The organism is Pseudomonas imrae (genome assembly GCF_046352735.2).
GTDB lineage: Bacteria > Pseudomonadota > Gammaproteobacteria > Pseudomonadales > Pseudomonadaceae > Aquipseudomonas > Aquipseudomonas imrae.
The window spans coordinates 3,971,917-3,998,135 of sequence record NZ_CP110853.2 but is presented as its reverse complement, the minus strand read 5'-3'; the positions used below and the strand labels follow the sequence as shown (position 1 = coordinate 3,998,135).

The 26,219-nt window shown below is 60.0% G+C and carries 27 protein-coding genes; 20 read left to right on the top strand and 7 right to left on the bottom strand.

The features are described from left to right. Positions 1 to 9: 9 nt before the first annotated feature. Entirely contained in the window at positions 10 to 324 is a 315-nt protein-coding gene (locus OQ460_RS18150; RefSeq protein WP_410018769.1) for an ArsR/SmtB family transcription factor, read from the bottom strand. A 154-nt stretch (positions 325 to 478) separates the two neighbouring features. On the opposite strand from OQ460_RS18150, the gene OQ460_RS18145 reads away from it, so the two are divergent. After that, positions 479 to 1,063, top strand: coding sequence for an ACP phosphodiesterase (locus OQ460_RS18145; RefSeq protein WP_410018768.1), 585 nt, complete (start codon positions 479 to 481; stop codon positions 1,061 to 1,063). Between the two features lie 55 nt (positions 1,064 to 1,118). Here the strand turns inward: OQ460_RS18145 and OQ460_RS18140 are convergent, their stop codons facing one another. Then, positions 1,119 to 1,910 (bottom strand): lysophospholipid acyltransferase family protein, encoded by a 792-nt coding sequence (locus tag OQ460_RS18140; RefSeq protein WP_410018767.1) that lies wholly within the window; start codon positions 1,908 to 1,910, stop codon positions 1,119 to 1,121. Continuing rightward, a complete protein-coding gene (gene olsB / locus OQ460_RS18135; RefSeq protein ID WP_410018766.1) occupies positions 1,910 to 2,665 on the bottom strand; it encodes an L-ornithine N(alpha)-acyltransferase in 756 nt (251 codons plus the stop codon). The genes OQ460_RS18140 and olsB overlap by 1 nt, the downstream gene beginning before the upstream one ends. 196 nt (positions 2,666 to 2,861) lie before the next feature. Between olsB and OQ460_RS18130 the strand changes: the two genes are divergently transcribed. The 8 genes from OQ460_RS18130 (at position 2,862) to OQ460_RS18095 (ending at position 10,993) form a co-directional block, all read left to right on the top strand. Next, a complete protein-coding gene (locus tag OQ460_RS18130) occupies positions 2,862 to 3,944 on the top strand; it encodes a serine hydrolase domain-containing protein (RefSeq protein ID WP_410018765.1) in 1,083 nt (360 codons plus the stop codon). Further along, entirely contained in the window at positions 3,941 to 4,255 is a 315-nt protein-coding gene (locus tag OQ460_RS18125) for an amidase (protein WP_410018764.1), read from the top strand. Before OQ460_RS18130 ends, OQ460_RS18125 begins: the two co-directional genes overlap by 4 nt. A 118-nt stretch (positions 4,256 to 4,373) precedes the next feature. Beyond that, positions 4,374 to 5,549: a M20 aminoacylase family protein gene (locus OQ460_RS18120; RefSeq protein ID WP_410018763.1), complete on the top strand. Its 1,176-nt coding sequence runs from the start codon at positions 4,374 to 4,376 to the stop codon at positions 5,547 to 5,549. A 57-nt stretch (positions 5,550 to 5,606) separates the two neighbouring features. Next, positions 5,607 to 6,917: a citrate-proton symporter gene (locus OQ460_RS18115; protein WP_410018762.1), complete on the top strand. Its 1,311-nt coding sequence runs from the start codon at positions 5,607 to 5,609 to the stop codon at positions 6,915 to 6,917. Then, positions 6,914 to 8,347 (top strand): amidase, encoded by a 1,434-nt coding sequence (locus OQ460_RS18110; protein WP_410018761.1) that lies wholly within the window; start codon positions 6,914 to 6,916, stop codon positions 8,345 to 8,347. The genes OQ460_RS18115 and OQ460_RS18110 overlap by 4 nt, the downstream gene beginning before the upstream one ends. 74 nt (positions 8,348 to 8,421) lie before the next feature. After that, positions 8,422 to 9,192 carry an IclR family transcriptional regulator gene (locus OQ460_RS18105; protein ID WP_410018760.1) on the top strand — a complete coding sequence of 257 codons (771 nt, stop codon included), beginning with the start codon at positions 8,422 to 8,424 and terminating at the stop codon, positions 9,190 to 9,192. Between the two features lie 51 nt (positions 9,193 to 9,243). Next, positions 9,244 to 9,834 (top strand): YceI family protein, encoded by a 591-nt coding sequence (locus OQ460_RS18100; protein WP_410018759.1) that lies wholly within the window; start codon positions 9,244 to 9,246, stop codon positions 9,832 to 9,834. A gap of 1 nt (position 9,835) precedes the next feature. After that, positions 9,836 to 10,993: a phospholipase D-like domain-containing protein gene (locus tag OQ460_RS18095; RefSeq protein WP_410018758.1), complete on the top strand. Its 1,158-nt coding sequence runs from the start codon at positions 9,836 to 9,838 to the stop codon at positions 10,991 to 10,993. A gap of 66 nt (positions 10,994 to 11,059) precedes the next feature. On the opposite strand, the gene bglX is transcribed toward OQ460_RS18095, so the two are convergent. Then, on the bottom strand, positions 11,060 to 13,351 hold the full coding sequence (gene bglX / locus OQ460_RS18090) for a beta-glucosidase BglX (RefSeq protein ID WP_410018757.1): 2,292 nt from the start codon (positions 13,349 to 13,351) through the stop codon (positions 11,060 to 11,062). 243 nt (positions 13,352 to 13,594) lie between these two features. On the opposite strand from bglX, the gene OQ460_RS18085 reads away from it, so the two are divergent. The 5 genes from OQ460_RS18085 (at position 13,595) to OQ460_RS18065 (ending at position 17,421) form a co-directional block, all read left to right on the top strand. Next, positions 13,595 to 14,203: a LemA family protein gene (locus OQ460_RS18085; protein WP_410018756.1), complete on the top strand. Its 609-nt coding sequence runs from the start codon at positions 13,595 to 13,597 to the stop codon at positions 14,201 to 14,203. Next, complete coding sequence (locus OQ460_RS18080) at positions 14,203 to 14,931, top strand: TPM domain-containing protein (protein ID WP_410018755.1); 729 nt, start codon at positions 14,203 to 14,205, stop codon at positions 14,929 to 14,931. Before OQ460_RS18085 ends, OQ460_RS18080 begins: the two co-directional genes overlap by 1 nt. A 28-nt stretch (positions 14,932 to 14,959) precedes the next feature. Beyond that, the gene (locus OQ460_RS18075; protein ID WP_410018754.1) at positions 14,960 to 15,577 is read left to right on the top strand and encodes a TPM domain-containing protein; all 618 of its coding nucleotides are present in this window, start codon (positions 14,960 to 14,962) and stop codon (positions 15,575 to 15,577) included. A gap of 159 nt (positions 15,578 to 15,736) precedes the next feature. Continuing rightward, positions 15,737 to 16,954: a class I SAM-dependent methyltransferase gene (locus OQ460_RS18070; RefSeq protein ID WP_410018753.1), complete on the top strand. Its 1,218-nt coding sequence runs from the start codon at positions 15,737 to 15,739 to the stop codon at positions 16,952 to 16,954. A gap of 134 nt (positions 16,955 to 17,088) precedes the next feature. Next, positions 17,089 to 17,421, top strand: coding sequence for a YegP family protein (locus OQ460_RS18065; protein ID WP_410018752.1), 333 nt, complete (start codon positions 17,089 to 17,091; stop codon positions 17,419 to 17,421). A 68-nt stretch (positions 17,422 to 17,489) separates the two neighbouring features. On the opposite strand, the gene OQ460_RS18060 is transcribed toward OQ460_RS18065, so the two are convergent. Together OQ460_RS18060 and OQ460_RS18055 are read right to left on the bottom strand one after the other, a co-directional pair. Further along, complete coding sequence (locus OQ460_RS18060) at positions 17,490 to 18,371, bottom strand: dihydrodipicolinate synthase family protein (RefSeq protein WP_410018751.1); 882 nt, start codon at positions 18,369 to 18,371, stop codon at positions 17,490 to 17,492. Between the two features lie 25 nt (positions 18,372 to 18,396). Then, a complete protein-coding gene (locus tag OQ460_RS18055) occupies positions 18,397 to 19,179 on the bottom strand; it encodes an aldolase (RefSeq protein WP_410018750.1) in 783 nt (260 codons plus the stop codon). A 159-nt stretch (positions 19,180 to 19,338) separates the two neighbouring features. Between OQ460_RS18055 and OQ460_RS18050 the strand changes: the two genes are divergently transcribed. Next, the gene (locus OQ460_RS18050; protein ID WP_410018749.1) at positions 19,339 to 19,881 is read left to right on the top strand and encodes a helix-turn-helix domain-containing protein; all 543 of its coding nucleotides are present in this window, start codon (positions 19,339 to 19,341) and stop codon (positions 19,879 to 19,881) included. 74 nt (positions 19,882 to 19,955) lie between these two features. On the opposite strand, the gene OQ460_RS18045 is transcribed toward OQ460_RS18050, so the two are convergent. Then, complete coding sequence (locus tag OQ460_RS18045; protein WP_410018748.1) at positions 19,956 to 20,972, bottom strand: DUF4917 family protein; 1,017 nt, start codon at positions 20,970 to 20,972, stop codon at positions 19,956 to 19,958. Positions 20,973 to 21,097: 125 nt separating this feature from the next. Between OQ460_RS18045 and yiaY the strand changes: the two genes are divergently transcribed. From yiaY to OQ460_RS18020, 5 genes are all read left to right on the top strand, one after another. Beyond that, positions 21,098 to 22,246, top strand: coding sequence for an L-threonine dehydrogenase (gene yiaY, locus OQ460_RS18040; RefSeq protein WP_410018747.1), 1,149 nt, complete (start codon positions 21,098 to 21,100; stop codon positions 22,244 to 22,246). A 107-nt stretch (positions 22,247 to 22,353) separates the two neighbouring features. Beyond that, positions 22,354 to 23,028 carry an NAD-dependent epimerase/dehydratase family protein gene (locus OQ460_RS18035; RefSeq protein ID WP_410018746.1) on the top strand — a complete coding sequence of 225 codons (675 nt, stop codon included), beginning with the start codon at positions 22,354 to 22,356 and terminating at the stop codon, positions 23,026 to 23,028. After that, positions 23,028 to 23,945, top strand: coding sequence for a LysR family transcriptional regulator (locus tag OQ460_RS18030; RefSeq protein ID WP_410018745.1), 918 nt, complete (start codon positions 23,028 to 23,030; stop codon positions 23,943 to 23,945). The genes OQ460_RS18035 and OQ460_RS18030 overlap by 1 nt, the downstream gene beginning before the upstream one ends. Before the next feature lie 130 nt (positions 23,946 to 24,075). Then, positions 24,076 to 25,269 (top strand): CaiB/BaiF CoA transferase family protein, encoded by a 1,194-nt coding sequence (locus OQ460_RS18025; RefSeq protein WP_410018744.1) that lies wholly within the window; start codon positions 24,076 to 24,078, stop codon positions 25,267 to 25,269. Then, entirely contained in the window at positions 25,266 to 26,207 is a 942-nt protein-coding gene (locus OQ460_RS18020; RefSeq protein WP_410018743.1) for a hydroxymethylglutaryl-CoA lyase, read from the top strand. Before OQ460_RS18025 ends, OQ460_RS18020 begins: the two co-directional genes overlap by 4 nt. Positions 26,208 to 26,219 lie beyond the last annotated feature (12 nt).

Here is a 26,219-nt window from a genome sequence, read left to right as displayed (position 1 = left end):
TCGGGTCCTTTACAGCGGTGGGCTGAGTTCTTTGGTGATGGCCTGGATGACTTCCTGGATCACGTCTTCATTGCGTTTGAAAAAATGCCACTGTCCGGCTTTCTGGCTGCTGATCAGTCCCGCCCGTTGCAGGGTCGCCAGGTGCGCTGAAACGGTGGACTGCGACAATCCGCAGCGCTGGTCGATCTGGCCGGCGCAAATGCCGTATTCGTGGTTGTGCAGTTGCTCGGGGAACTGCACTTTCGGGTCTTTCAGCCAGTTGAGGATGTCTCGTCGTACTGGGTGTGCCAGGGCTTTTATTATTTCGTCGAGGTCAATGGACATGGCAGTGCTCGGTGTCGATACAGCGTTATATCGCGATTAGGCGAACTTTAAATCGAGATATCCCGATATACCAATATGATTTTGATCTTATTACCGCCAAAATCGATATATCGGGTTATAACGATACGATGTGTGCAGTGCTAGACTGCGCGACATGAATTATCTCGCACATCTGCACCTTGGCGGCCAACTTCCTGCTCAATTGCTTGGCAGCCTGTATGGCGACTTCGTCAAAGGCCGCCTGCAGGGCCAATACGACCCGCAAATCGAGTCGGCGATTCAACTGCATCGCTCGATCGATCGCTTCACTGACAGTCATCCTCTGGTCGGGGAGGCGCTTTCACGCTTCAGCCTGACCCGGCGGCGCTATGCCGGGATTGTCCTTGATGTGTTTTTTGACCATTGCCTGGCGCGTGATTGGGCGATGTATGCCGATCAGCCGCTGGAGAGGTTTACTGCACAGGTCTATCGGGTACTGGCTGCCGAACCGCAGTTGCCGGGCCGGTTGGCGCAGATTGCGCCTTATATGGCGATGGATGATTGGTTGGGTTCTTACCGTGAGTTTGCGGTGATGGAGCAGGTGTTGCGGGGGATTTCGCGGCGCCTGACACAGCCTGAGGAGCTGGGCCATGCCATGCAGGAGTTGCAGGTGTTATATGAACCGCTGAGCGAAGACTTTCGGTTGTTCTACCCCCAGGTGCAGACGTTCTCACAAGCCCAACTGACTGCTGGAACCTGAAAATGCGGGTTTATGTGGGAGCAAGCCCGCTCCCACATTTTGAACCGTGCCCGCTTCAGGCTGCGAACGCTGGTCGAGCAGCCACGTGTTCGGTCTCCGGCAACGGCCCAAACAACGCCCTCTGCACCGCTTGCTGTGCCTGATACGCCAGCGCCGCGCGTTCTTGACCCGCGCAGGCAATCGGCTTGAGCAAATGAATCTCCACATCGCCCTGATCATTACCAAACAGGCGCATCAAATGCGAGAGCAAATCATCATCGCCAATAAACGGCGCCAGCGGATCAATCTGCCCATCGCGTAGATAGCGAATCGCCACCGGCTGCAACGACACCTCGGCATCAATTGCACTGGCCAGCAACCGACCATGAAACGTGCGTAAGGTGCGACCATCAGTCGTCGTGCCTTCCGGGAACATTAGCAGCGGGTGCTGTTGTTCCAGGTGTCGGGTCATCTGCTTGCGGATCAACTGACTGTCACCCGCGCCACGGCGGATAAACAAACTGCCCGCTTTTGCCGCCAGCCAACCGGCTACCGGCCACGTACGCACTTCAGCCTTGGACAGGAACGACATCGGCGTGACCATGCCCAGTAACGGAATATCAGTCCATGAAACGTGGTTGCTTACCCACAGCATCGGCTGTTGTGGCAGCTCGCCGTGAACGCTGACGCGAAAGGGCAGGGCGTTAGTCAACCGGGTCATGAAAAAACGTGACCAGCGCTGGCGCCGGACCATTGAGTTGGCAATCCCCAGGCGTTCAAACACACCAAAGACGGTGGCCATGCTCAAGCCCAGTGCGACCACCAGCAGTACGCGGGCGATCCGCCCGTAGACCCGAAGACGATTCATCACATGGCCGCCTTGAAGTGGCGGGCATAGCGCGGGCACAGCTCGTCACGCTTGAGCAGAATGAACACGTCGGCCACCTGGAAATCCTCGTCCCAGCACGGTTCGCCGCAGATTTTTGCGCCCAGGCGCATGTAGGCCTTGAGCAACGGCGGCATCTCGGCGATGACGTTGGACGGCAGATCCAGGGATGGCAGTGGCTTTTTTGGTTCGGCCCGCAGGTGTTCGTTGCACAGATAGCGTTCGCGCAGGCGCTGCATGATCGCGTGGGCCTGGATGCCGCCGTCGTGCATCGGGATGCTCGCGCAGCCCATCAGGTAGCTGTAGCCGCCCTGGTTGAGGACTTCGGCCAATTCGCCCCACAGCACGGCGATGGTGCCACCGTTGCGGTAGGCCGGGTCGACGCAGGTACGGCCGATTTCCAGGATGGGCCCCTGCAAATGCAGCAGACCATGGAGGCTGAACTCTTCTTCACTGTAGAACCGGCCCAGGGTGCTGGCCGCCTGGTGATCCAGCAGACGGGTGGTGGCCACCAGTCGCCCGGTGTTCAAGTCCCGTACGCCAATGTGGCTGCAGTGAACATCATAGTCATCCATGTCCAGCCCTTGTTCCGCGCCTTTCAGCTTGGCATTGAACTCGCCGCTGAATACGTTGAAACGCAGGGCCTGGGCTTCCTGCAAAGCCTGGGCGCCGATCAGGCGTTCGGCTTGCAGACGGCGTTCATTGCCGGTGTCGCTGATGCGGGCGATCTGAGTCATGGCGAGTCTCCAGGTGCCGGCCAGGGTTGCGGCCAGTCGACTTTGTTGTGCAAAGTCAGGCTATGTACCCCCGGTGTCATCTCCATGAAGTTACGGTGACGCTTAGATGACAGGCGTTTTGAACCCAGAGCTGTAGCAAATCTGTCATCGGCCTCGGCTAGGCTCGCGGGCTTGAACGCACCTTGAGTGAGTGTCCATGGTCAGAGGCCTGTTGTGCGTTGTCCTGCTTTTAGCCACCGTTACCGTCCACGCTGAAACATGGCCTGATAAGGACTGGGCCAACGGTACGCCACTCGTCGGCGTCGCAGTCGATGCCCTCGACGCCTACGCCTTCCCGCCGCGAGACGACACTACCCGCCAAGGCATTCGTACTGACGCGCTGCTGGTGATCCGCGACGGCGTAGTCATCTATGAACGCTACGCTGCACCCACCACTGCCAGCACACCGCACCTCACCTGGTCCATCAGCAAGAGCCTTATGGCGACCGTGCTGGGCGTAGCCTATGGCGATAAGCGTTTTAAATTGACTGACCCCGTCGCGCGCTTTTACCCACCGATGAAGCAGCACCCCACGGTAACCATGGCGGATCTGCTGCATTGGGCCTCGGGCCTGGACTGGCAGGAGGACTACGAATATGCGCCGCTGAAATCCTCGGTCGTGGCGATGCTCTATACCCGTGGTCGGGCCAATATGGCTGAGTTCGCGGCAGACACCGAGGCAAGCGTTGCTCCGGGCCAGGCTTTTCGTTATTCCAGTGGCGACAGCAATATCCTGTCCGCTGCGCTCAAAGGCATGCTCGGTCACAAGGCCTACGTGAGTTACCCATGGGATGCGCTGTTCAAACCGTTGGGCATTCGCAATGCCACCTGGGAAACCGATGCCGACGAGACCTTCGTCGCCTCGTCCTACGCCTACCTCACTGCCCGCGACCTGGCGCGTGTCGGCCTGTTGATGGCGCGGGACGGTCGTTGGGGTGACCAGCAGTTGCTGCCCCAAGACTGGATCGCCTTCAACCGCCAGCCTTTCGAGCAGTACAAGGCCGGCCAGGACGAAGCGGTACCGGGCGGTCATTGGTGGCTCAACCGCCCAATACAAGGCGCCCCGCGCCCCTGGTCCGACGCCCCAGCCGACACGTTCGCTGCCCTCGGCCACTGGGGCCAGGCGCTGTACGTGATGCCCGACGAACAGCTGGTAATCGTGCGCTACGCAGACGACCGCGATGGCAGCTACCGCCACAATGAACTGCTCAAACGCGTGCTTGCGGCGGTGCAACCATGATCCGTCGTCGGCCGTTTGCCAGTGTGTTTGTGCTGTTGCTGCTGGCCCTGTCAGGTTGGGTTTGGCACGAGCGCGTCAACCTGCAAGCCTTCCCTGACATCATCGCGGCATACACGGCCAAGGAGTATTGCTCGTGCCGCTATGTGGCGAAAAATCCGGTCGAGTATTGCCGTGGGTATGTGAAGCAATATGTGCCTGTCAGCGCATTCAGCGATAACCCCGGCCGCACTGAAGTCACCGCATCCGGGTTGGGGCGCACGCACAGTGCGCGGTGGTTGGGCGAGCGCGAGGGCTGCCGCCTTTTTCCCTGAGGTTCCACAGGGTGGAACCACCTTTGATTGTCCTCGCACGTACATCGCGGTTATCTGTCGATGTGCCACGAACGTGCCGCAAAAAGAACGGGAATACCCGCCTGCGAGGAGAGTCACCATGAGCCCACACCAGCACATCCTGGATTGGCTGAGCGATGTCGCCAGCGACCTGCACGCCGTGCGCCAGGATATCCACGCCCACCCCGAGTTGGGTTTCGAAGAAAACCGTACGTCAGCCTTGGTCGCCCACTCCCTGGAAAACTGGGGCTATGAGGTGCATACCGGCATCGGCAAGACCGGCGTAGTCGGCGTGCTGCGCAATGGCGACAGCCCGCGTACCCTGGGGATTCGGGCCGACATGGACGCCTTGCCGATCATTGAAAATACCGGCGTCGCCTATACCAGCCAGCACAGCGGTTGCATGCACGCCTGCGGCCATGACGGCCATACCGCCATGTTGCTGGGCGCTGCCCGTTACCTGGCGGCGACACGTCAGTTCGACGGCACCCTCAACCTGATTTTCCAGCCAGCCGAAGAAGGCCAGGGCGGCGCCGAAGCGATGCTGGCTGACGGCTTGCTGGAGCGGTTTCCCTGCGATGGACTGTTCGGCATGCACAATATGCCGGGCTTGCCCGCCGGCCATCTGGGGCTGCGGGTCGGGCCGATGATGGCTTCCCAGGATCTGCTTACCGTGACGTTGGAAGGTGTCGGTGGCCATGGTTCCATGCCGCACTTGACGGTGGATCCGTTGGTGGCGGCGGCCAGTATGGTCATGGCTTTGCAGACGGTGGTTGCGCGCAACATCAACGCCCAGGAAGCCGCGGTGGTCACGGTCGGGGCCTTGCAAGCCGGGCAGGCTGCCAACGTGATCCCCCAGCAAGCTGTATTGCGCCTAAGCTTGCGCGCGCTCAACGCGCCGGTACGTGAACAGATGCTCGAGCGGGTCAAGGCGATTATCCTGACCCAGGCCACGAGTTTTGGCTGTACCGCGCAGATCGAACACCGCCCGGCGTATCCGGTGCTGGTCAATCACCCCGAAGAAACCGAATTCGCCCGCCAAGTGGGCATCGCCTTGCTCGGCGAAGCCGCTGTCGACCCCAACACACCCACGCTGATGGGCAGCGAAGATTTCGCCTGGATGCTCCAGCGCTGCCCCGGCAGCTACCTGTTTATCGGCAACGGCGTGTCGCGCCCGATGGTTCACAACCCCGCCTATGACTTCAATGACGACATCCTGCTGACCGGCGCCGCCTATTGGGGCGCCTTGGCCGAGAGCTGGCTCAAGCCTGTCTGACGACCTTCCTTTTTCTGCCGCTGGACCTTTCCTCAACAGGTTGAATGGAGTGTTCTCATGCAGACTTCAATAAAAGGTGTGTCCCGCACCCGGCAAGTGGTCGCGGCGGTGGTTGGCAACGCCCTGGAGTGGTACGACTTTATCGTTTATGGCTTTCTTGCCAGCATCATCGCCCGGCAGTTTTTCCCCTCGGACGATGAGTACGCCTCGCTGTTGATGGCCCTGGCGACCTTTGGCGTGGGCTTTTTCATGCGCCCGGTGGGCGGCATCCTGCTGGGTATGTACGCCGACCGCAAAGGTCGCAAGGCGGCCATGCAACTGATTATCCGCTTGATGACGGTGTCCATCGCACTGATCGTGTTTGCTCCCAACTACGCGGCCATCGGCATGGGCGCGCCGTTGCTGATCGTGGTGGCGCGCATGCTCCAGGGTTTTGCCACCGGCGGCGAATACGCCAGCGCCACGGCGTTTCTGGTGGAGAGCGCCCCGGCCCATCGCAAAGGCCTGTATGGCTCCTGGCAATTGGTCGGGCAATGCCTGGCGGTGTTTGGCGGCGCGGCAATGGTTGCCTTGGTCACGCACTTTTTCTCTCCCGAAACCCTCGACTTGTGGGGATGGCGCCTGCCGTTTGTGTTCGGTCTGCTGATCGGTCCGGTGGGCTTGTGGATTCGCCGACATATGGAAGACCCGCAAGAGTTCATCGAAGCCCGTAAACAGGCCACCGGCCCCGCGCCGAGCCTGATGGCTGTGCTGCGTGATCACCGGCGCAGCATTTTGGTGTCCATGGGCCTGGCATGCGGGGCGACGGTGTCGTTCTACGTAGTGCTGGTGAACATGCCGACCTTCGCCCACAAGAACCTCGGCCTGCCCCTGGATCAGGTGCTGATGGTGCAGATGTTTGCCGTGGCGCTGATGACAGTGGTGATTCCATTGTCTGGCCTGTTGTCGGATCGCCTGGGACGCCGGCCGGTGTTGATGGCTTTTACCCTGGCGTTTTTCGTGATGGTTTATCCGTTGTATGTCTGGGTTGCCGCGGCACCGTCGATCGAGCGTTTGCTGGTGATGCAAGTCATGCTGTGCATCGCCATCGGCGGCTTCTTCGGTCCCGCTCCAACGGCCTTGGCCGAGCAGTTTCCCATTGAGGTGCGTTCTACCGGGGTGTCGGTGGCCTACAACGTGGCGGTGATGCTGTTCGGTGGTTTTGCGCCGTTGATTGTCACTTGGCTGAGCAAGGTCATGGGCACCCCCGTGGCGCCGGCATTTTATGTGCTGTTCGCTTGTGTGCTGACGTTGCTGGGCACTTACTGTATGCATGAGGTGCCGAAAGCATCGCGAGCGGCGCCGGTTCCCAGCGAGGTGAAGCCTTGAGTATTGTTGAGCTGGACGCCATCGGGCTGTCGCGTGCGATCCACGCCCGGCAAGTGTCATGTCATGAAGTCATGCAGGCCTATCTGGCGCAGATCGAGCGCTTCAACCCGGCCGTCAACGCACTGGTTTCGCTGCGTGCCCAGGAGGAGGTGCTGGCCGAAGCCAGGGTTCGTGACATTGAGCTGGACCAAGGCCGGTCCCGTGGCTGGATGCACGGCATGCCTCAGGCGATCAAGGACCTGGCGCCTACCCAGGGGCTGCGCACCACCATGGGCTCGCCGTTGTTCGTCGCGCAGGTTCCCGTCGAAGATGCCATCAGCGTGGCGCGGGTGCGGGCCAGCGGTGCGATTATCATCGGCAAGAGCAACGTGCCTGAGTTCGGTCTCGGATCGCAGACCTACAACAGCCTGTTCGGTACCACTGGCAATGCCTATGACCCTTCGTTGGCCGCGGGCGGCAGCAGCGGAGGGGCGGCGGTGGCCCTGGCGTTGCGCATGCTGCCGGTGGCCGATGGCAGCGACATGATGGGCTCGCTGCGCAACCCGGCGGCGTTCAATAACGTGTTCGGTTTGCGCCCGTCCTTGGGGCGTGTACCTCATGGGCCGGCGCCGGAGCTGTTTGTCCAGCAACTGGCCACCGAAGGTCCAATGGGTCGCAGCGTGGCGGATGTGGCACGGTTGTTGAGCATCCAGGCCGGTCACGACGCACGGGCACCGCTGTCGCTCAAGGACGACCCAAGCGTATTCGGCGCGCCGTTGGCCCGTGACTTCAAGGGCGCGCGCCTCGGCTGGCTGGGAGATTACAACGGCTATCTGCCAATGCAGGACGGTGTATTGCGTCTGTGCGAATCGGCCCTTGGCGATTTCACGGCGCTGGGGTGTGAAGTGCAAAGCTGCCAGCCGGATTTTTCCATGGAGCGCTTGTGGCACACCTGGCTAGTACACCGGCACTGGTTGGTCCAGGGCGCGCTGGGCGCTGTGTATGCCGACCCGCTGAAACGCCCCTTGCTCAAACCCGAAGCCCAATGGGAAGTGGAGGGTGGCCTGCGCTTGAGTGCGGCGGATGTGTACCAGGCCTCCCTCAGTCGCAGCGACTGGTATCGGGCTTTGGCCAAGTTGTTCCAGCGTTACGATTTTCTGCTGTTGCCCACCGCCCAAGTGTTCCCTTTCGATGCACGACAAACCTGGCCACGCGTCGTCGCAGGGCAGGTCATGGATACCTATCACCGCTGGATGGAAGTGGTGATCGGCCCGACGCTGGCAGGTCTGCCGAGCATGAGCGTGCCGGTCGGACTCAACCCCCAGGGCTTGCCCATGGGCCTGCAAATTATCGGCCCGGCCCAGGCGGACCGAGCCGTGTTGCAACTGGCCTACGCTCATGAACAGCTGACACGCTGGGTGCGCCGGTACCCTCCGCGGATGCTTGAGTAACCACGGCTGAAAAATCACGGCCTGTATCTTGCTGTCAAATCAGGATCATCCATCGGTATTCAGGAGATCGTCCCATGGGCAGCAACGCCGATACGGGGACTGTGCGTTCAGTGGAGCGGGCGCTGGCAATCATCGAGTTACTGGGTGAGCACCAGGCATTGGGGCTTGAAGAGCTGCATTACTTGACCTGCCTGCCCAAGGCCACGGTGTCGCGGATGTTGCTGACGTTGCAGGAGCAGGGCTGGATTTTCCGGGGGTTGAGTGATCGACGTTATCGTCTCAGCGCCCAACGCCTGTTTGGCGACACCCAGCAACGTTTCAAGCGTCGGCTGGTGGAAAGCGCAGCGCCTTGGCTGTTGGAGCTTAGCGAGCGCACCGGGCTGGTGGTGGACTTGTCGAGTTTTGACGGCGAGCGCCTGGAAGTTATGGAAAGCGCGATTCCCACGGTGTTGCGCAAGCTGTATCCGAACAACTGCCAGATCGTCGGGCAGCACGCCAGCCTGTTTCATTCGGCCATGGGCAAGGCGTGCCTGGCCGAACTTTCGGCAGATGAGGTGCAACGCCTGGCCTGTCGTGAGCGCGTGGCCGCGGACGACCGATACCGCGCCTGTGAACAATCCCAGCACCAGGGCTTCGGCCAGCGTACCGAAGGCTATTGGGAATACCCTGTGCGTTTGCCTTTTCTGATCCGCGCCGTGGCCTTGCCGGTACGCGCCAATGGCCGGCTGGTGGGCAGCATGGCGCTGCACTGGCCGATGCACCAGGCGCCGGTGGAGCGGGTGTTGAGCCTGCACCTGGCCAGCCTCGAAGCGACAGTGTGTGACGTGCAGCGGGTGTTGGCGTAATACCGTCGATGCGGTTAAGGTTCGTGCAGGTTTTTTCGCCCTCGAGTCTTTATGTTCAACGCATCCTTTTGCAAACCCCTGGCCTTGCTGCTGCTGGCCGCCGTTGCCGTGCCCGCGCAAGCCGCGTGGTACCTGGATAACGAGTCCTCGCGCCTGTCATTCATCACCACCAAAAACACCCATATGGCCGAAGTCCAGCGCTTCCTGGTCCTGCACGGCAAGGTCGACGGCAACGGTGCGGCGCAATTGGAGGTCGAGCTGGAGTCGGTCAACAGCGGTATTCCCTTGCGTGACGAGCGCATGCGCAATCAACTGTTCGAGATCAAGACCTTTCCAGATGCCCTGATCAAGGCGCAGATCAACTTGCAGCCGATCAACGACCTGGCCGCCGGCGCGCAACTGGAGTTGCGTTTGCCATTGAGCGTGACGCTGCACGGCAAGACCAAGACCTATAACGCTGAACTGCTGGCAACCCGCCTGGACGACCGACGCTTCCAGGTAGTGACCCTGGAACCCTTGGTGTTGAACGCCGCCGATTTTGACTTGCTGCCCGGCGTTACGGCCCTGCGCAAACTGGCTGGTCTGAAAAATATCAGCCTGTCGGTGCCGGTCGGTGCGGTATTGATTTTCACGGCACGCTGACGTGAGAGGCGCGGTGTTTGCGTGGCGCAGCGCCAATCAATTCGAATTATTGATCGACGGCCCGAACTTCTTCCCGCACATGCTGGTGGGTATCGCCCGCGCCGAACGCCAGGTGGAACTTGAGCTGTATCTGGTGGAGGCAGGCGCTTGCGCCGAGGCGATGGTCCAGGCGCTGGTCCAGGCGGCCGAGCGCGGCATCCGGGTGCGTTGCCTGTTCGATGATTACGGCAGCCTGGCGTTTACCCACAACCTGCGGCGGCGCTTGATCGAGGCCGGCGTCGAACTGCGCTTCTACAATCGCCTGCGCTGGCGGCGCGGGATGCGCAACCTCTACCGTGACCATCGCAAACTGCTGTTGATCGACCAGAGTGTCGCCGTTGTCGGCGGCACCGGTGTTACAGATGAATTCTGGACTCCGGGGCAAGACACCTGTGACTGGCATGAAGTGATGGTGCAAATCAGCGGCCCGCTGGTGCAGGACTGGCAGGTTTTGTTCGACCGTCAATGGCTGGCCAACGATGAGCGCTGTGCATGGAAACCGGCCACGCATTTTGGTCTGTCGCGACTGCCCAAAGTGCCGGCTACAGGTCCGGGACTGGGCCGGGTGGCGTATGCCGACGCGGCGCAACACCGTGACATTCTGCAGTCATTGATTCGCGCATTGCACAGCGGCCAGCGCCGGATCTGGCTGGCCACACCGTATTTCCTGCCGACCTGGAGCGTGCGCCGCGCCCTGCGCCGGGCTGCCGGGCGCGGTGTTGACGTGCGCCTTTTGCTCACCGGGCCACGCACCGATCATCCGTCGGTACGTTATGCAGGACACCGCTATTACCCACGCCTGCTCAAGTCCGGGGTGAAGATCTTCGAATACCAGCCCTGTTTCCTGCATCTGAAAATGGTCCTGGTGGACGATTGGGTGAGCATCGGCTCGTGCAACTTCGATCACTGGAACTTGCGCTTCAATCTGGAAGCCAACCTGGAAGCCTTGGATCCTGCGTTGACGCGGGCGGTGGAAGGCAGTTTCGAGCGTGACTTTGCCCAGAGCCAGGTGGTCAGCCTGGAGGCGTGGAAAGCCCGGCCGTTGTGGCGCCGGGTGAAACAACGGATGTGGGGCTGGATTGATCGGTTGGTGGTCAACCTGTTGAACCGACGGGGCTAGACAGCACACCTCGATCAAATGTGGGAGGGAGCAAGCCCCCTCCCACAATTTTTTGTATCTCGGGTGTTAGAGCAGTTCGAAGCTCTGTTGCTGCACATCCTGGGAGTCCAGGCCGATCTGCACGTTGAACTCGCCCGGTTCCGCGGCGAACTTGAGTTGGGTGTTGTAGAACTTCAAGTCGTCTTCGCCAATGGTGAAACGTACGAGCCGCGACTCACCGGCCTTGAGCAGAATCTTCTGAAAGCCCTTCAACTCTTTGATCGGACGAATCATCGAGCCGGTCACGTCCTGGATATACAACTGCACCACGGTTTCGCCATCGACCTTGCCGGTGTTTTTCAGGGTGACAGTGGCCTCAAGCTTGCCGGTCTTGTTCAAAGTGGTGGAGGACAGCGCCATGTCCGTCAGGCTGAACGTGGTGTAGCTCAGGCCATAGCCGAACGGAAACAGCGGCCCGGTGGTGTCGTCGAAGTACTGTGAGGTGTAGTTGCCCGGTTTGCCCGGCGTGAACGGCCGGCCAATGGTCAGGTGGTTGTAGTAAGTGGGAATCTGGCCCACTGAGCGCACGAATGTAATGGGCAGCTTGCCTGAAGGGTTGTAGTCGCCGAACAGCACATCGGCGATGGCATTACCGCCTTCGGTGCCGGAAAACCAGGTTTCCAGGATCGCATCGGCCTGTTGGTTTTCTTCAAGGATCGACAGCGGGCGGCCATTCATCAACACCAGCACCAGCGGCTTGCCGGTAGCCTTCAAGGCTTTGATCAGGTCGCGTTGGCTTTGCGGGATGTTCAGCTCGGTGCGACTGGAGGATTCATGGGACATGCCACGAGACTCGCCCACGGCTGCGACCACCACATCGGCGTTTTTCGCGGCCTTGACCGCTTCGTCGATCAGTACTTGGGCCGAGCGCGGGTCATCCACCACTTCCGGCGCATCGAAATTGAGGAAGTTGAGGTAGTCCACCACGGCCTTGTCGCTGGTGATATTGGCGCCACGGGCGTAGATCACTTTGCCTTTTTCGCCGATCACAGCGTTCATGCCGTCCAGCAGGGTCACCGACTGCGCAGGCCTGCCAGCGGCGGCCCAACTGCCCATCATGTCGATCGGTGCCTTGGCCAGCGGGCCGACCAGGGCGATGGTCGCGGACTTTTCCAGCGGCAAGGTGTGGTTGCGGTTTTTCAGCAATACCAAGCTGCGACGTGCAATGTCGCGGGCTTCGCTGCGATGCAGGCGGCTTTCGGCATAGGTGTCGACAGGATCATCCTCGGCCTTGCCAATGCGCAGGTACGGGTCGGCAAACAGGCCCATATCGTACTTGGCACCCAGCACTTCGCGCACGGCGTTGTCGATGTCGCGCTGTTCGATTTCGCCGGACTTGAGCAGGCCGGGCAGTTCCTTGCCGTAGAGCTGATCGTTCATGCTCATGTCGATACCGGCCTTGATTGCCAACTTGGCCGCTTCACGCCCGTCCTTGGCCACGCCGTGCTTGATCAGCTCGAAGATCGCACCGTGATCGCTCACGGTCAGGCCTTTGAAGCCCCATTCCTTGCGCAGCAGATCGTTCATCAACCAGGTATTGGCGGTGGCCGGGACGCCGTTGATGGAGTTCAGCGCCACCATCACGCCACCGGCACCGGCCTTGATTGCGGCGTGGTAGGGCGGCAGGTAATCCTGGTACATCTTGACCGGGCTCATGTCGACCACGTTGTAGTCGCGCCCGCCCTCCACTGCGCCGTACAGGGCGAAGTGCTTGACGCTGGCCATCAGGCTGTCGGCCTGGGCCGGGCTCGGGCCCTGGAACGCCCTGACCATCACTTCACTGATGCGCGACACCAGATAAGTGTCCTCGCCAAACCCTTCGGAAGTTCGGCCCCAGCGCGGGTCGCGGGAGATATCGACCATCGGCGCAAAGGTAATATCGAGGCTGTCGGCGGCTGCCTCTTTGGCGGCGATACGCCCGGAGCGGCCAATGGCGTCCATGTCCCAGCTCGAGGCCAGTGCCAGGCTGATAGGGAAGATCGTGCGATGGCCGTGGATCACGTCATAGGCGAAAAACATCGGGATCTTCAACCGGCTGCGCATGGCCGCGTCCTGCATCGGACGGTTTTCCGGGCGCGTGATGGAATTGAAGGTGCCACCAATGCGACCGGCGGCGATTTCCTTGCGGATCAGTTCGCGGGGCATTTCCGGGCCGATGCTGATCAGGCGCAATTGGCCGATCTTTTCATCGAGCGTCATCTGCCTGAGCAGGTCGCTGACGAAAGCATCCTTGTCTTTAAGCGCCGCGGGCCTGGTCTCGGCAATCACGGGGTAACTGGCCAGGGAGGCGACAAGGCCCAGCAAACACAGGTTTTTCATGAATATCCTTTTTTGGCGCACTGCGCGGCGTAACGCGAAGCACTGCTCGGCCAAAATGTTGGGAACGTCTATTGTTGTTCGGGTGTTGTTCAGAAAAATGCAGCACACTTCTGAACTCTCTATCGCGCTGGGCATCTTTTAGCTGATTGGCTCGATGCAATCCAGTGGCAGCGGATTATGCCCCAGGCGCGCGATTTATAGGGTTAGTCATCAAATTCCATAGGATTGGGCAGGAGAAACACCATGCAAGCAGCACAAAATCTACGATGGGGCTGGAAGGCCGCGGCCCTGTTACTGATCAGCACTGTGCTGAGCGGTTGCGGGATCAACAAGATCCCGACCCTGGACGAACAGGTCAAGGCGGCCTGGGCCCAGGTCCAGAACCAGTACCAACGACGTGCCGACCTGATTCCCAACCTGGTGGAAGTAGTCAAGGGCTACGCCGCCCATGAGCAGGACACCCTCACTGCGGTGATCGAAGCGCGGGCCAAGGCCACCTCGATCCAGGTGGATGCCAGCACCCTCGATAACCCGGAAAAACTCAAGCAGTTCCAGCAGGCCCAAGAAGGCTTGAGCGGCGCTCTCAGCCGCTTGATGGTGGTGTCCGAGCGTTATCCGGACCTGAAGGCCAACCAGAACTTCCTGGCCCTGCAATCACAGCTTGAAGGCACGGAAAACCGTATCAGCGTCGCGCGTCGTGATTTTATCGCTGCGGTGCAGGCGTTCAACACCGAGATTCGTACCTTCCCGGGCCGTTTGTGGCACAGCGTGATGTACAGCGACTTGCCGATGCGCGCCAACTTTGAAGCCACCAGTGCTGATGCCGATAAAGCGCCGCAAGTGAAATTCTGATGGGCCAGCGCGCTTGGTGGCTGGCGGCGTTGCTGCTGTCCTTTTGCCTGACTGCCCAGGCGGCGCCGGACTTCCCGGCGCTGACCGGGCGAGTGGTCGATAACGCGCAAATGATCGAGCCGGCGGTGCGCGAGCAACTGAGCCGGCAACTGCAGGCGCTGGAACAAACCTCCGGCGATCAGATCGTGGTCGTCACGGTCCCGGACCTGCAAGGGCTGCCGATTGAAGACTTCGGTTTTCAGTTGGGCCGGCACTGGGGCATAGGCCAGAAAGGCAAGGACAATGGCGCGCTGTTGATCGTCGCCCGGGATGAGCGCAAGTTGCGCATCGAAGTGGGGTACGGCCTGGAAGGCGTGCTCACGGATGCGCAGTCCTGGGTGATCATCAACCAGGTGATAGCGCCCAAGTTCAAGACGGGCAATTTCACCCAAGGCATCAGTGACGGCGTGGCGGCAATGATCCAGGTGGTCGGCGGCGAGCCGTTGGCGGTGCCGGCCCATGTGGCGGATCCCAACTTCGCCCAGGACAATCCGGTGTTCTCCATTGGCTTGTTCATTCTGTTGCTGGTGGTGCTGTGGCTGTGCAATCGCATGGGGCTGCCGGTAGGCGCCATCCTGCTGGCCATTCTCAGCAGCAGTGGCCGTGGCGGTGGCGGTGGTGGTGGCGGCGGCGGGTTCAGGGGCGGCGGTGGTGGTTTCGGTGGTGGCGGGGCTTCGGGCGGCTGGTAATGACAATAACTCAAGAGCATCTACAACCATGGCATTACTGAGTGAACACGAGCAACGCCAGGTCGCCGAAGCGATCGCCAGGGTCGAACAGCAGACCGACGCAGAGCTGGTTACCGTGCTCGCGGCCCGCGCTGATGACTACGCCTACATCCCGCTGTTGTGGGCCAGTGTGGTGGCATTGGTGGTGCCGGGGATTGTGCATTACCTGTCCGGTTGGCTGACCATGCATACCTTGCTGCTGGCGCAATGGGCGACATTCGTTGTGTTGTGCCTGCTGTTCCGGCTGCCAAAAATCACTACCCGCCTGATCCCGCGCTCGGTGCGGCACTGGCGGGCGTCGAACCTGGCGCGTCGACAGTTCCTGGAGCAGAACCTGCACCACACTGTCGGCAGTACTGGCGTGCTGATTTTTGTCAGCGAGGCGGAGCGGTATGTGGAGATCCTGGTGGATGACGGAGTTTCCAAACGGCTGGATGACAGCGAATGGGAAGTGATCGTCAAAGCCTTCACCCAGCAGGTGAAACAGGGACAGACGCTGGCTGGGTTTATCACGTGCATCGAAGCCTGTGGCGAACTGCTCAAGGTGCATGTACCGGCGACTCACGCGCGCAACGAGTTGCCCAACCGCCTGATCATCCTGAATTAACCGAGCTCACACGTAACCTAATGTGGGAGGGGGCTTGCTCCCTCCCACATTGGGATCGGCAGTGCTCGTCCAATCCTACCGTTGGGCAAATAACTCCGTGCCCTGGCGCCCCATCCCCCCTAAAATGCCCGGCATTCCCTGCCCGAGGCGTTTTTGTTCATGTCTGTCACCGCTAACCCTGCCAGCCCCACGCCGGATCATCACGCCCAGTTCATCGAACTGCTGGGCGCGAGCCTTGGGCAAAACACCTTTATCAAGCTGGTGCTGGCCAAGTACGTTGGCGATGAAGCAGACCTGCAGCGCCTGATCATCAAGCAACTGACGGTCAAGGACCAGCCATGCCTGTCCTTCGTCTACCGCTACAAGACCCGCGACATCACCAAGAACTTCGCCCTGCAAGAGGGCGTGGCGGTGATTGCCGGGCTGTTGCCGGCCTCGTTCAAGAACGCGCATTTGTTGTCGGTTACCGATGAAGCTCAGTTGGAGTACAGCAAAAAGAACAAAAGCTCGCTGTTCAAAAGCAAACCACAACAGTTGCGCGAGGCTCCGTCAGCCGAACATAACCGTGAGAAAAACCGCTTCCTTGACCTCAGCCGACCGTTCCTTGCCGACCTGGGCGTGACCAATGCCAAGCATGAGTTGATCCCGGCGATGTCGCGCAAGTGGAAGCAGATCAACAAGTTCATCGAAGTGTTCAGCCATGCCTTGACCTCTTCGCCATTGCAATTGGATCAGCCGGTGCGAGTCGCGGATTTTGGTTCGGGCAAGGGATATCTGACCTTTGCGATCCATGATTATCTGCGCAATACCCTCAAGGCCGAAGGCCAGGTGACGGGCGTCGAGCTGCGTGAAGACATGGTGACCCTGTGCAACAACGCCGCCGCTCGCCTGGAACATCCCGGGCTGGTGTTCAAGTGCGGTGACGTACGCAGCGTGGCACCGAGCGAGCTGGACGTGATGATCGCCCTGCATGCCTGCGACATCGCCACCGACTACGCGATCCATACCGGCATCCGCTCCGGCGCGTCGATCATCATGTGCTCGCCGTGCTGTCACAAGCAGATCCGCCTGCAGATCCAGAGCCCGTTATTGCTCAAGCCGATGTTGCAATACGGACTGCACTTGGGCCAACAGGCAGAAATGCTCACCGACAGCCTGCGGGCATTGTTCCTAGAAGCCTGTGGCTACGAGACCAAGGTCTTCGAGTTCATCTCCCTGGAGCACACCAACAAGAACAAGATGATCCTTGCGGTCAAACGCGCCGAGCCGGTTGATCCGACTCGGTTGCTGGGCAAAATCGAGGAATTGAAGGCGTTCTACGCCATCACCGATCATTGCCTGGAAAGCCTGTTGCGGGCCGATGGCTATCTGGCCTGAATGAGTGGCGTCAGAAAAACCGTGTCACGCTGATCAACTTGTGCATCCCCGCGTGCTCCTGGGTGGCAAAAAAGCGAGCATGACCTTTAATCCTACAGGTTGTTGATCGCATTCTTACGTCAAGGGAGTAAACCATGGCTGGATGGTATGAGTTAGGAAAAAGCAGTAACGGGCAGTTCCGTTTTGTGCTGAAGGCCGGCAACGCGGAAACTATTCTAACCAGCGAGCTATACACCACCCGCAGCGCGGCAGAAAACGGCATCGCCTCGGTCCAGACCAATAGTCCACTAGCTGAACGCTATGAAAAAAAGGTCGCCAGTAGCGGCCAACCTTATTTCAACCTCAAGGCCGCCAATCATCAGGTGATCGGCAACAGCGAACAGTATTCTTCGGAAGCCGCGCGGGACAAGGGCATCGAAAGCGTCAAGACCAACGGTCCCACAACCACCATCAAAGACAAGACCTGACAGCTCTTCGTAAACGCGAAAGCCCCGGCACACGAGTGCCGGGGCTTTTTTACGGTGCTGATTCTGGCTTAACGCAAGGTGACCAAAAGCTCGCTCAATTGCTGGCGACCTGGTTCGTCCAGTGGAAACACCGGCAGTCGCGGATCACCTGCTTCCAACCCGGTCATCCGCAAACCGGCCTTGATCGTCGCCGGTAAACCGCCTTTGAGGATGAAATCCAGCAAGGGCAACTGCCGATAGAACAGCTGCCGTGCCTTGTCGAGGTCGTTGGCCAGCACCGCCTGGTACAGGTCCAGGTTGAGTTGCGGGATCAGGTTTGGCGCGGCAGTACACCAACCTTGGGCTCCAGCGGCGAACGCCTCCAGCGCCAGTGGATTGCAGCCGTTGTAGAACGGTACGTCACTCAAACGCTGCAACTGATGCATGCGCTGAATATCACCCGTGCTTTCCTTGACCATCGTGACGTTGTCGACGTGCTTGAGAATGCGCAGAATCAAATCCACCGACATGTCCGTACCGCTGGTGGCCGGGTTGTTGTAAAGCATGATCGGCACGCCGATGCTGCCACCGATGGCGGCATAGTGAGCGAGGATTTCTGCCTCACTGAGCTTCCAGTAGGAAGTCGGCAGTACCATTACCACGTCAGCGCCATGTTCTTCGGCGAAACGGGCGCGACGCACGGCCTTGGCGGTAGTCAGGTCGGACACGCTGACAATGGTCGGCACCCGGTTGGCGACCTTTTTAATACTGTAGGCGCTGACCTCGTCCCATTCGGCGTCACTCAGGTAGGCACCTTCGCCGGTGCTGCCGAGCGGGGCGATGGCATGGACGCCGCTGTCGATCAAACGGTCGATGGAGTGACCCAGGGCGTCGAGATCAACGCGGGTGCCGTCGGCGCTGAAAGGGGTGATGGTGTAGCCGATGATGCCGTGAATAGTAGGGCTGGACATGGAGTGTCTCCGGTCGAAAAAGGCTTCAGTTCAGGCAATCGGCGTGTTGACGCAGGTTCTGCCGAGCGTAGTAGTTGAATGCGGCGCCGTGACGCTTGGGCTTGGAGATCCAGTCATGGGCCTCGCGTCCCAGCGCCGGCAGGATCGGCTTGATAGTCCCGGCAGCCATGGCCAGCAGTTGCAGTTTGGCTGCTCGCTCGATCAATTGCGCAATCACGCAGGCTTCTTCGATGCTGCTGCCAGTAGACAACTGGCCGTGGTGCGACAGCAGGATGGCGCGCTTGTCGCCCAGGGCGGCGGTGATGATTTCACCTTCTTCATTACCCACCGGCACGCCGGGCCAGGCCTCCAGGAAGGCGCAGTCTTCATACAGCGGGCAGAGGTCCATGTGCGACACCTGCAGCGGTACTTCCAGCATCGATAGCGCGGCGATGTGCGTGGGGTGGGTGTGGATGATGCAGTTCACGTCCGGGCGGCCACGGTAGACCCAACTGTGGAAACGATTGGCCGGGTTGGGCATACCGTGGCCCTCCAGCACCTCCAGGTCTTCGTTGACCAGCAGCAGGTTGCTGGCGCTGATTTCATCGAAACCCAGGCCCAACTGCTGGGTGTAGTAAGTGCCCGGCGTAGGCCCACGTGCGGTGATTTGCCCGGCCAGGCCGGAGTCGTGGCCGTTCTCGAACAGAATACGGCAGGTCAGGGCCAGCTTTTGCCGGTCAGTCCACGTATTATCCGCCAGGGTATTTTGCATCTGGGTCAGCGCTTGCTTGACCAGTTGTTCTTTCGGGAGTGCTAATGTCTTGGCCATATCGGTGTCCTTTGGGGTGGTTCAATGGACGTCGATTTGCTGGTTCCCGCTGCTCGCAAGGTCGTTGGGTTCGTGCAAATGACACTAAAGAGGCTATATGACACTTTGTGTCATTGGCAAGCAATAATCATCGCGTCCTGCCTGGATTAATCGCTGCGCATGTCTATCCGTTTGAAATTACTGAGAAAAAAACTTGGCGTAACCTTGGAAGCGTTGGCCGAAAAATCCGGCATGACCAAGAGTTATTTGTCGAAAGTCGAACGGGGCTTGAACACGCCGTCGATTGCCGCCGCACTCAAGCTGGCCAAGGCGTTGAACGTCAAGGTTGAAGAGCTGTTCAGCGAAGACAACGCTGGCCTCGACAGTTACAGCCTGGTGCGCAGTCACGAGCGCCAACCGCTGTCCGGCACCGAGGCGTCGCCGGGTTATGCGGTGCTGGCGCATCAGGTCAGCGAGCGCAGCCTGTTGCCATTTATCATCTATCCGCCGGCGGAGTTCAGCGACAAGACCTTCAAGGAACACATGGGGGAAGAGTTTCTGTTCGTTCATGAAGGTCGGGTGGAGGTGGATTTCATGAATGAGCGAGTGATTCTGGAGCGGGGCGACGCGCTGCATTTCAACGCACAAAAGCCTCATCGGCTCAGATCGGTCGGAGAGGTGCAGGCGCAGTTGCTGGTGGTGGTACACAGCAGCGAAGAATAACGCTGACCAAATGTGGGAACGGGCTTATGTGGGAGCGGGCTTGCTCCCACAATGGATCCTCATTGGGGTTGGGATCAGTGCTCTACGGGCACGCACAGCGCTGGACTACCCAATGCATGAGTGCGCGCGGCAAAGAACCGCAGTTGCACATCCACTCCCTCGAACAGCCCTGCATAACGGCGTTTCTGCTGCTGGATAAACCCTTCGCTGCGGCCAGACACCGAGATCGCCAGGGTATTGATTTTCGATTGTCGAATGGCGTCCACCAAGTGCGAATCCTGCTCGCTCAAGTGATGCCCGAAAATACACAGCGCGCCTGATTGGTTGAGCAATTGCTCGTAGCAGAACGATAGATAATCCGAACTGCGGATGGTCTTGAGCTTCTCGCCGCTCGGGCCTTCGTTGACGAACAACGGCACGTCGTCGAGGGTCTTGATCGTGTTGTTGATGGCAAAGCTGCTGAGCAATGTGCTGTCGGTGGACGGCAATTTACGCGCCGAGCCGTCGAGGTTGCGCACCAGGTGCAAGCCACCGTGCAGGTAGAGAATACGCGTGGCATCGGTCGCGGTGTGGCGCAGGTCAAAGCGCGCATCGGCGCCGCGAAACAGGTCATCGATACCTGGCGCATGGAGGGTTGACCAGTAGTTGAGCAGGTCGTAGTTACTGGTGAATACCGTCGGGTAACTCGCCAGTTCGCGGTGGATCGTATCCAGGGCTGTCGGCTGCACCAGACGCCACGGAATATGCAGGCTGTGGATGGTATTGATCAGCGCTTCCTTGATCGCATAGTAACGATTGCGCGGCGCGGCAGAACTGACGGCCAGGGCCTTGTTGACCCGGCTGGTGGTTTTCAGCGCGCCCAGCACTTGCTCGAAACTGCGGGTCTGCATGGCGTCGAATACGCTCAGTTCAGAGGCGCCCAGGGGTTTTTCTTCCACCGTGCGGGCATTTTCGAACAGCGAATCGTAGGCAAAGTCTTCCCACACTGTGCGACTGGCGCCGTTACCGATCAGGATTGCGGCAAAGGTGGTGGTGCTGCGCAGCACGTTCCAGTCTTCAAGGGCGGCGTCGATATCCTGAAAATCCTTCATTGCGGCGGGTCTACTCAAAATCGGCTGGACGGTGACTTTATCACGGGCCGGCATTGATCCTGGTCAAGATACCGCAGGCGGGCTGCGTTGATTCTGTAGGCATCAACGCACCTCGAGGAATCACCATGAGCAGCACCTTCTTCATTCCCGCCGTCAACATCATGGGCATCGACTGCCTCGACGAAGCCATGAGCGCCATTCGCAATTACGCTTTTCGCAAAGCCTTGATCGTCACCGATGCAGGGCTGGCCAAGGCGGGCATGGCTGCGATGATCGCCGAAAAGTTGGCGATGCAAGATATTGATTCGGTGCTCTATGACGGCGCCAAACCCAATCCCAATGTGGAGAATGTCGAGAAAGGCCTGGCGTTACTACAGGAAACTGGCTGCGACTTCGTGGTGTCCCTGGGCGGCGGTTCGCCCCATGACTGCGCCAAGGGCATCGCATTGTGCGCCACCAATGGCGGGCACATCGGCGATTACGAAGGTGTCGATCAATCGAGCAAGCCACAATTGCCGTTGGTGGCCATCAACACCACCGCCGGTACCGCCAGCGAGATGACGCGTTTTTGCATCATCACCGACGAAACCCGCCATGTGAAAATGGCCATTGTCGACCGCAACGTCACGCCGCTGTTGTCGGTCAACGACCCGGCGCTGATGGTTGCCATGCCCAAGGGCCTGACCGCCGCTACCGGCATGGATGCGTTGACCCACGCCATCGAAGCCTACGTCTCCACGGCCGCCAACCCGATTACCGATGCCTGCGCAATCAAGGCCATTGAACTGATCAGCGCCAACCTGCGCCTGGCGGTACGTGACGGCAGTGACATGGCCGCGCGGGAAAACATGGCCTACGCGCAATTTCTTGCCGGCATGGCGTTCAATAATGCGTCCCTGGGCTTCGTTCATGCCATGGCTCACCAGTTGGGCGGCTTGTACGACCTGCCTCACGGGGTGTGCAATGCGGTGCTGTTGCCTCACGTGCAGAGCTTCAATGCCAGCGTGTGTGCTGCGCGCTTGAGCGACGTGGGTCGCGCCCTCGGTGTCGAGACCCGGCACATCACGGAGCAGGAGGGTGCCCAAGCTGCCATCGCGGCGATTCGCTGCCTGTCCCGGGACATCGACATTCCCGCCGGCCTGCGCGAGCTGGGGGCCAAGTTGCAAGATATCCCGCTACTGTCCGCCAACGCGCTCAAGGATGCTTGTGGGTTGACCAATCCACGGCGCGCGGATCAGCGCCAAATTGAAGAGATTTTCCGCAGCGCATTTTGACCATCGCGTGCAAGCTTCAAGCTTCGAGCCACAAGCTGCTAATGTGTGAGCCAAACCCTACGTTTAACCAGCGTAAGAAGCTTGCGGCTTGCCGCGGAGGTCCGCTAATGAGAGTTCTGCTATTCGGTGCCACCGGCATGGTCGGCCAGGGCGTGTTGCGTGAATGCCTGTTGGCCGCTGACGTGCAGGAAGTGGTGGCGGTGGGGCGCACGGCCTTGACTCAGGAACACGGCAAGCTGCACCAGGTGCTACATGCCGATATGTTCGACTTCCAACCCCTGGAGCATTTGCTGCAAGGGTTTGATGCGTGTTTTTTTTGCCTTGGGGTGTCGTCGGTTGGTATGGACGAGGATACCTATACCCGCCAGACCTATGACCTGACGCTGGTCGCCGCCAGCACCCTGGTGCGGCTCAACCCGCAGATGACATTTGTCTACATTTCCGGTGCCGGCAGCGACAGTTCCGAACGGGGCAAGGTGATGTGGGCGCGGATCAAGGGCAAGACCGAGAACGCCCTGCTGCGCCTGCCGTTCAAGGCGGTGTATCTATTGCGGCCAGGGATTATCCAGCCATTGCATGGCGTGCGTTCGAAAACTGCGCTCTACCAGACGCTCTACAACGTCATTGGCCCGTTGCTGTCATTGGTTCGTCGTGTGCGGCCGGCCTCGGTAGTGAGTACCGAGACCGTGGGGCGGGCGATGTTGGCGGTGGTTCGGCATGGCGCTGCGCAACCGGTGATTGGCCCCGCCGACATCAACCATCTGGCCGCCGAGCGTATGTGATGTTGTCCAAAAGCCTGATTCGTCGCCTCGATCTGATCACTTTGCAACTGTTCCTCGCGGTGTATGAGGAAGGCACGCTGACCCGCGCCGCGGCCCGTGAATCCATTGCCGTATCGGCCGCCAGCAAGCGCCTGGTGGACCTGGAGAAAATGCTTGGCCTGACTCTGTTTGTGCGCCAGGCCAAGGGCATGAGCCTCACCGCGGCGGGTGAAACCCTGTTGCATCACGGCCGGCAGATGCTGTTCAACGTGCAGAAGATGGGCCTGGAGTTGGGCGAGTACAGTCATGGCGTGCGTGGCTATGTACGGATGCTGGCCAACCTGTCGGCAATCATCCAGTTCCTGCCTGAAGATTTACGCGACTTCACCGCGCTGCACCCGCAACTCAAGACTGATCTTGAAGAGCGGCCCAGCACTGGCGTGGTCCAGGGTGTGCTCGACGGTGTGGCGGACCTGGGGATCTGCTCGTGTGATACCGATACCAAGGGCCTGCCCAGCGTGACTTATCGTCGGGACAACCTGATGGTGCTGATGCCGATGGATCACCCGCTGGCCGACCGCGAAGGGCTGTCGTTTGCCGAGACGCTGGGCTGTGATTATGTCGGCCTGCACGTGGCCAGTTCGATCAACATGCGCGCCCACGCGGCGGCCCGTGAAGCCGGGAAAATGTTGCGCGTGCGCATTCGTGTGCCGGGTTTCGATGCGATGTGTCGCATGGTCCAGGCCCATATGGGTATCGGGATCGCGCCGCAGAAAGCCTATGAATTGTTCGGCCGCGCGCTGGGCCTTCAGGCGGTGCCGCTGTCGGATGAATGGGCGGCACGCCGGTTGATTCTGATCGTACGCGATGAAGCGTCGTTGTCGCCTGTCAGCCGTTTATTGTTTGAATACCTGCAAGCCTCTGACGAAACAGTCTGACAGAATATCCTGTCGGATAATTCCCTGTGCGTTCGCATTTCGCGAATGCCCGTTGCCAACTGAAGGTTGGATTTATCCGCTCTACGTCCTCTAGCCTTGGCTCACATTCCAAGCATAAGAGGTACGCCCCATGACGGCTCCCCTGAGCGGTATCAAGGTAATCGAGATAGGCACATTGATTGCCGCGCCGTTTGCCGCCCGCCTAATGGCTGATTTTGGTGCTGAGGTGATCAAGATCGAAGCCATGGGCTTGGGTGATCCACTTCGTAAATGGCGAAAGCTGCACCAGGGCACTTCGCTGTGGTGGTACGTGCAATCGCGCAACAAGAAATCCCTGGCGCTTGACCTCAAGTCCGCTGAAGGCCTGGAACTGGTCAAGCAGTTGCTGGCCGATGCCGACGTGCTGATTGAAAACCTGCGCCCTGGTGGTCTGGAAAAACTCGGCTTGGGCTGGGATCTGTTACATGTCCTCAACCCCAGGTTGACGGTGGTACGCATCTCGGGATTCGGCCAGACCGGGCCCTATCATGACCGTCCGGGATTTGGCGCAATCGGCGAAGCCATGGGTGGGATTCGCTATATCACTGGCAATCCCGATTCGCCGCCGGTACGGGCAGGGATCAGCCTCGGCGACTCCCTGGCTTCGCTGCACGCAGTGGTCGGCGCCTTGATGTCGTTGCTGCGGGTCAAGACCGGGCAGGGCGATGGCCAGGTGGTGGACGTGTCCCTGGCCGAAAGTGTGCTCAATCTGACGGAAAGCCTGGTGCCTGAATACGACATGCTCGGTCATGTTCGCGAGCGCAGCGGCAGCGCCTTGCCCGGTGTTGCGCCGTCCAATACATACCTGACCGCCGACGGCGCCTATGTGGTGATTGCCGGCAACAGTGACCCCATCTACAAGCGGCTGATGACTGCTATTGGCCGCGTCGATCTGGCCGAGGCCGAGGAGTTCGCCCATAACGAAGGGCGTGCGGCGAAAAGCAGCCTGCTGGATGCCGCCATTACCCAATGGACCAGCAGCCTATCCATCGAACAGGTGCTTGATGCCTTGCAGATGGCCGAGGTGCCCGCCGGGCGCATCTATTCGGCGGCTGATATCGTTGCCGATCCGCATTACCAGGCCCGGGGCATGCTGCTCGATGCCGAACTGCCTGGCGGGCTGACCGTGAAAATGCCAGGCATTGTGCCCAAGCTCTCGCAAACACCTGGCGGTGTGAACTGGCAGGCCCCCAGCCTGGGCCAGCATACCGACGAAATTCTCGGCGGCATGGGCCTGACCGACACTGATATTCAGCGCCTGAAAAACTCTGGAGTAGTGCAATGATCGTTGATTATTCCGACCCGCTGATTGTGCAGGAAGTCTGTCCCAGGGACGGCTTGCAAATCGAGCCGACCTGGGTCGAGACCGCCGATAAAATCACCCTGATCGACCAATTGTCCCTGGCCGGGTTTTCGCGTATCGAGGCAGGTTCCTTTGTCTCGCCCAAGGCTATCCCTGCACTGCGCGATGGCGAGCAGGTCTTCCAGGGCATTCGCCGTCGCGGCGGGGTGATCTACGTGGCACTGATCCCCAACCTCAAGGGTGCCCGGCGTGCGGTCGCGTCCGGCGCCGATGAGTTGAACCTGGTGATGTCCGCCAGCCAGACCCACAATCTGGCCAATATGCGTATGCGCTGCGAAGCCTCGCTGGCGGCATTCGGCGAAGTGGTGAGCTTTGCCAGCGAGTACCCGGTGGGCCTCAATGGCAGTATCGCCACTACTTTCGGTTGCCCCTTCGAAGGCCGGATTGACGAGGATCGTGTTCTGCAACTGGTAGATGCCTATCTCGAACTGGGGATGGACGGTATCACTCTGGCCGACACCACTGGTATGGCCAACCCGCGCCAGGTCCGGCGCCTGGTCAACCGCGTGTTGCAGCGGGTACTGGTCAGCGACTTGACCCTGCACTTCCACAACACCCGCGGCCTGGGGTTGTGTAACGTACTGGCCGCCTACGAGGCCGGTGCCCGGCGTTTTGATGCGGCGCTGGGCGGTCTCGGTGGCTGTCCGTTTGCACCGGGGGCGTCGGGCAATATCTGCACCGAAGATTTGGTCAATCTGTGTGAAGAGGTTGGCATTCCCACCGGTATCGATTTGCCGCATCTATTACAGATGTCCAGGCAATTACCGACCCTGCTCGGTCATGAGCTGCCTGGCCAAGTGGCCAAGGCAGGCCGTAACAGTGACCTGCATCCGCCTCCGGCCTATATCGCCACGCTGTAAATCTCAACCAGA

What these genes read in the sequence shown, in the direction of transcription:
- OQ460_RS18150 (WP_410018769.1), bottom strand. Translation starts at nt 324, where the DNA reads ATGTCCATTGACCTCGACGAAATAATAAAAGCCCTGGCACACCCAGTA.
- OQ460_RS18145 (WP_410018768.1), top strand. Translation starts at nt 479, where the DNA reads ATGAATTATCTCGCACATCTGCACCTTGGCGGCCAACTTCCTGCTCAA.
- OQ460_RS18140 (WP_410018767.1), bottom strand. Translation starts at nt 1,910, where the DNA reads ATGAATCGTCTTCGGGTCTACGGGCGGATCGCCCGCGTACTGCTGGTG.
- olsB (WP_410018766.1), bottom strand. Translation starts at nt 2,665, where the DNA reads ATGACTCAGATCGCCCGCATCAGCGACACCGGCAATGAACGCCGTCTG.
- OQ460_RS18130 (WP_410018765.1), top strand. Translation starts at nt 2,862, where the DNA reads ATGGTCAGAGGCCTGTTGTGCGTTGTCCTGCTTTTAGCCACCGTTACC.
- OQ460_RS18125 (WP_410018764.1), top strand. Translation starts at nt 3,941, where the DNA reads ATGATCCGTCGTCGGCCGTTTGCCAGTGTGTTTGTGCTGTTGCTGCTG.
- OQ460_RS18120 (WP_410018763.1), top strand. Translation starts at nt 4,374, where the DNA reads ATGAGCCCACACCAGCACATCCTGGATTGGCTGAGCGATGTCGCCAGC.
- OQ460_RS18115 (WP_410018762.1), top strand. Translation starts at nt 5,607, where the DNA reads ATGCAGACTTCAATAAAAGGTGTGTCCCGCACCCGGCAAGTGGTCGCG.
- OQ460_RS18105 (WP_410018760.1), top strand. Translation starts at nt 8,422, where the DNA reads ATGGGCAGCAACGCCGATACGGGGACTGTGCGTTCAGTGGAGCGGGCG.
- OQ460_RS18100 (WP_410018759.1), top strand. Translation starts at nt 9,244, where the DNA reads ATGTTCAACGCATCCTTTTGCAAACCCCTGGCCTTGCTGCTGCTGGCC.
- bglX (WP_410018757.1), bottom strand. Translation starts at nt 13,351, where the DNA reads ATGAAAAACCTGTGTTTGCTGGGCCTTGTCGCCTCCCTGGCCAGTTAC.
- OQ460_RS18085 (WP_410018756.1), top strand. Translation starts at nt 13,595, where the DNA reads ATGCAAGCAGCACAAAATCTACGATGGGGCTGGAAGGCCGCGGCCCTG.
- OQ460_RS18080 (WP_410018755.1), top strand. Translation starts at nt 14,203, where the DNA reads ATGGGCCAGCGCGCTTGGTGGCTGGCGGCGTTGCTGCTGTCCTTTTGC.
- OQ460_RS18075 (WP_410018754.1), top strand. Translation starts at nt 14,960, where the DNA reads ATGGCATTACTGAGTGAACACGAGCAACGCCAGGTCGCCGAAGCGATC.
- OQ460_RS18070 (WP_410018753.1), top strand. Translation starts at nt 15,737, where the DNA reads ATGTCTGTCACCGCTAACCCTGCCAGCCCCACGCCGGATCATCACGCC.
- OQ460_RS18065 (WP_410018752.1), top strand. Translation starts at nt 17,089, where the DNA reads ATGGCTGGATGGTATGAGTTAGGAAAAAGCAGTAACGGGCAGTTCCGT.
- OQ460_RS18060 (WP_410018751.1), bottom strand. Translation starts at nt 18,371, where the DNA reads ATGTCCAGCCCTACTATTCACGGCATCATCGGCTACACCATCACCCCT.
- OQ460_RS18055 (WP_410018750.1), bottom strand. Translation starts at nt 19,179, where the DNA reads ATGGCCAAGACATTAGCACTCCCGAAAGAACAACTGGTCAAGCAAGCG.
- OQ460_RS18050 (WP_410018749.1), top strand. Translation starts at nt 19,339, where the DNA reads ATGTCTATCCGTTTGAAATTACTGAGAAAAAAACTTGGCGTAACCTTG.
- OQ460_RS18045 (WP_410018748.1), bottom strand. Translation starts at nt 20,972, where the DNA reads ATGAAGGATTTTCAGGATATCGACGCCGCCCTTGAAGACTGGAACGTG.
- yiaY (WP_410018747.1), top strand. Translation starts at nt 21,098, where the DNA reads ATGAGCAGCACCTTCTTCATTCCCGCCGTCAACATCATGGGCATCGAC.
- OQ460_RS18035 (WP_410018746.1), top strand. Translation starts at nt 22,354, where the DNA reads ATGAGAGTTCTGCTATTCGGTGCCACCGGCATGGTCGGCCAGGGCGTG.
- OQ460_RS18030 (WP_410018745.1), top strand. Translation starts at nt 23,028, where the DNA reads ATGTTGTCCAAAAGCCTGATTCGTCGCCTCGATCTGATCACTTTGCAA.
- OQ460_RS18025 (WP_410018744.1), top strand. Translation starts at nt 24,076, where the DNA reads ATGACGGCTCCCCTGAGCGGTATCAAGGTAATCGAGATAGGCACATTG.
- OQ460_RS18020 (WP_410018743.1), top strand. Translation starts at nt 25,266, where the DNA reads ATGATCGTTGATTATTCCGACCCGCTGATTGTGCAGGAAGTCTGTCCC.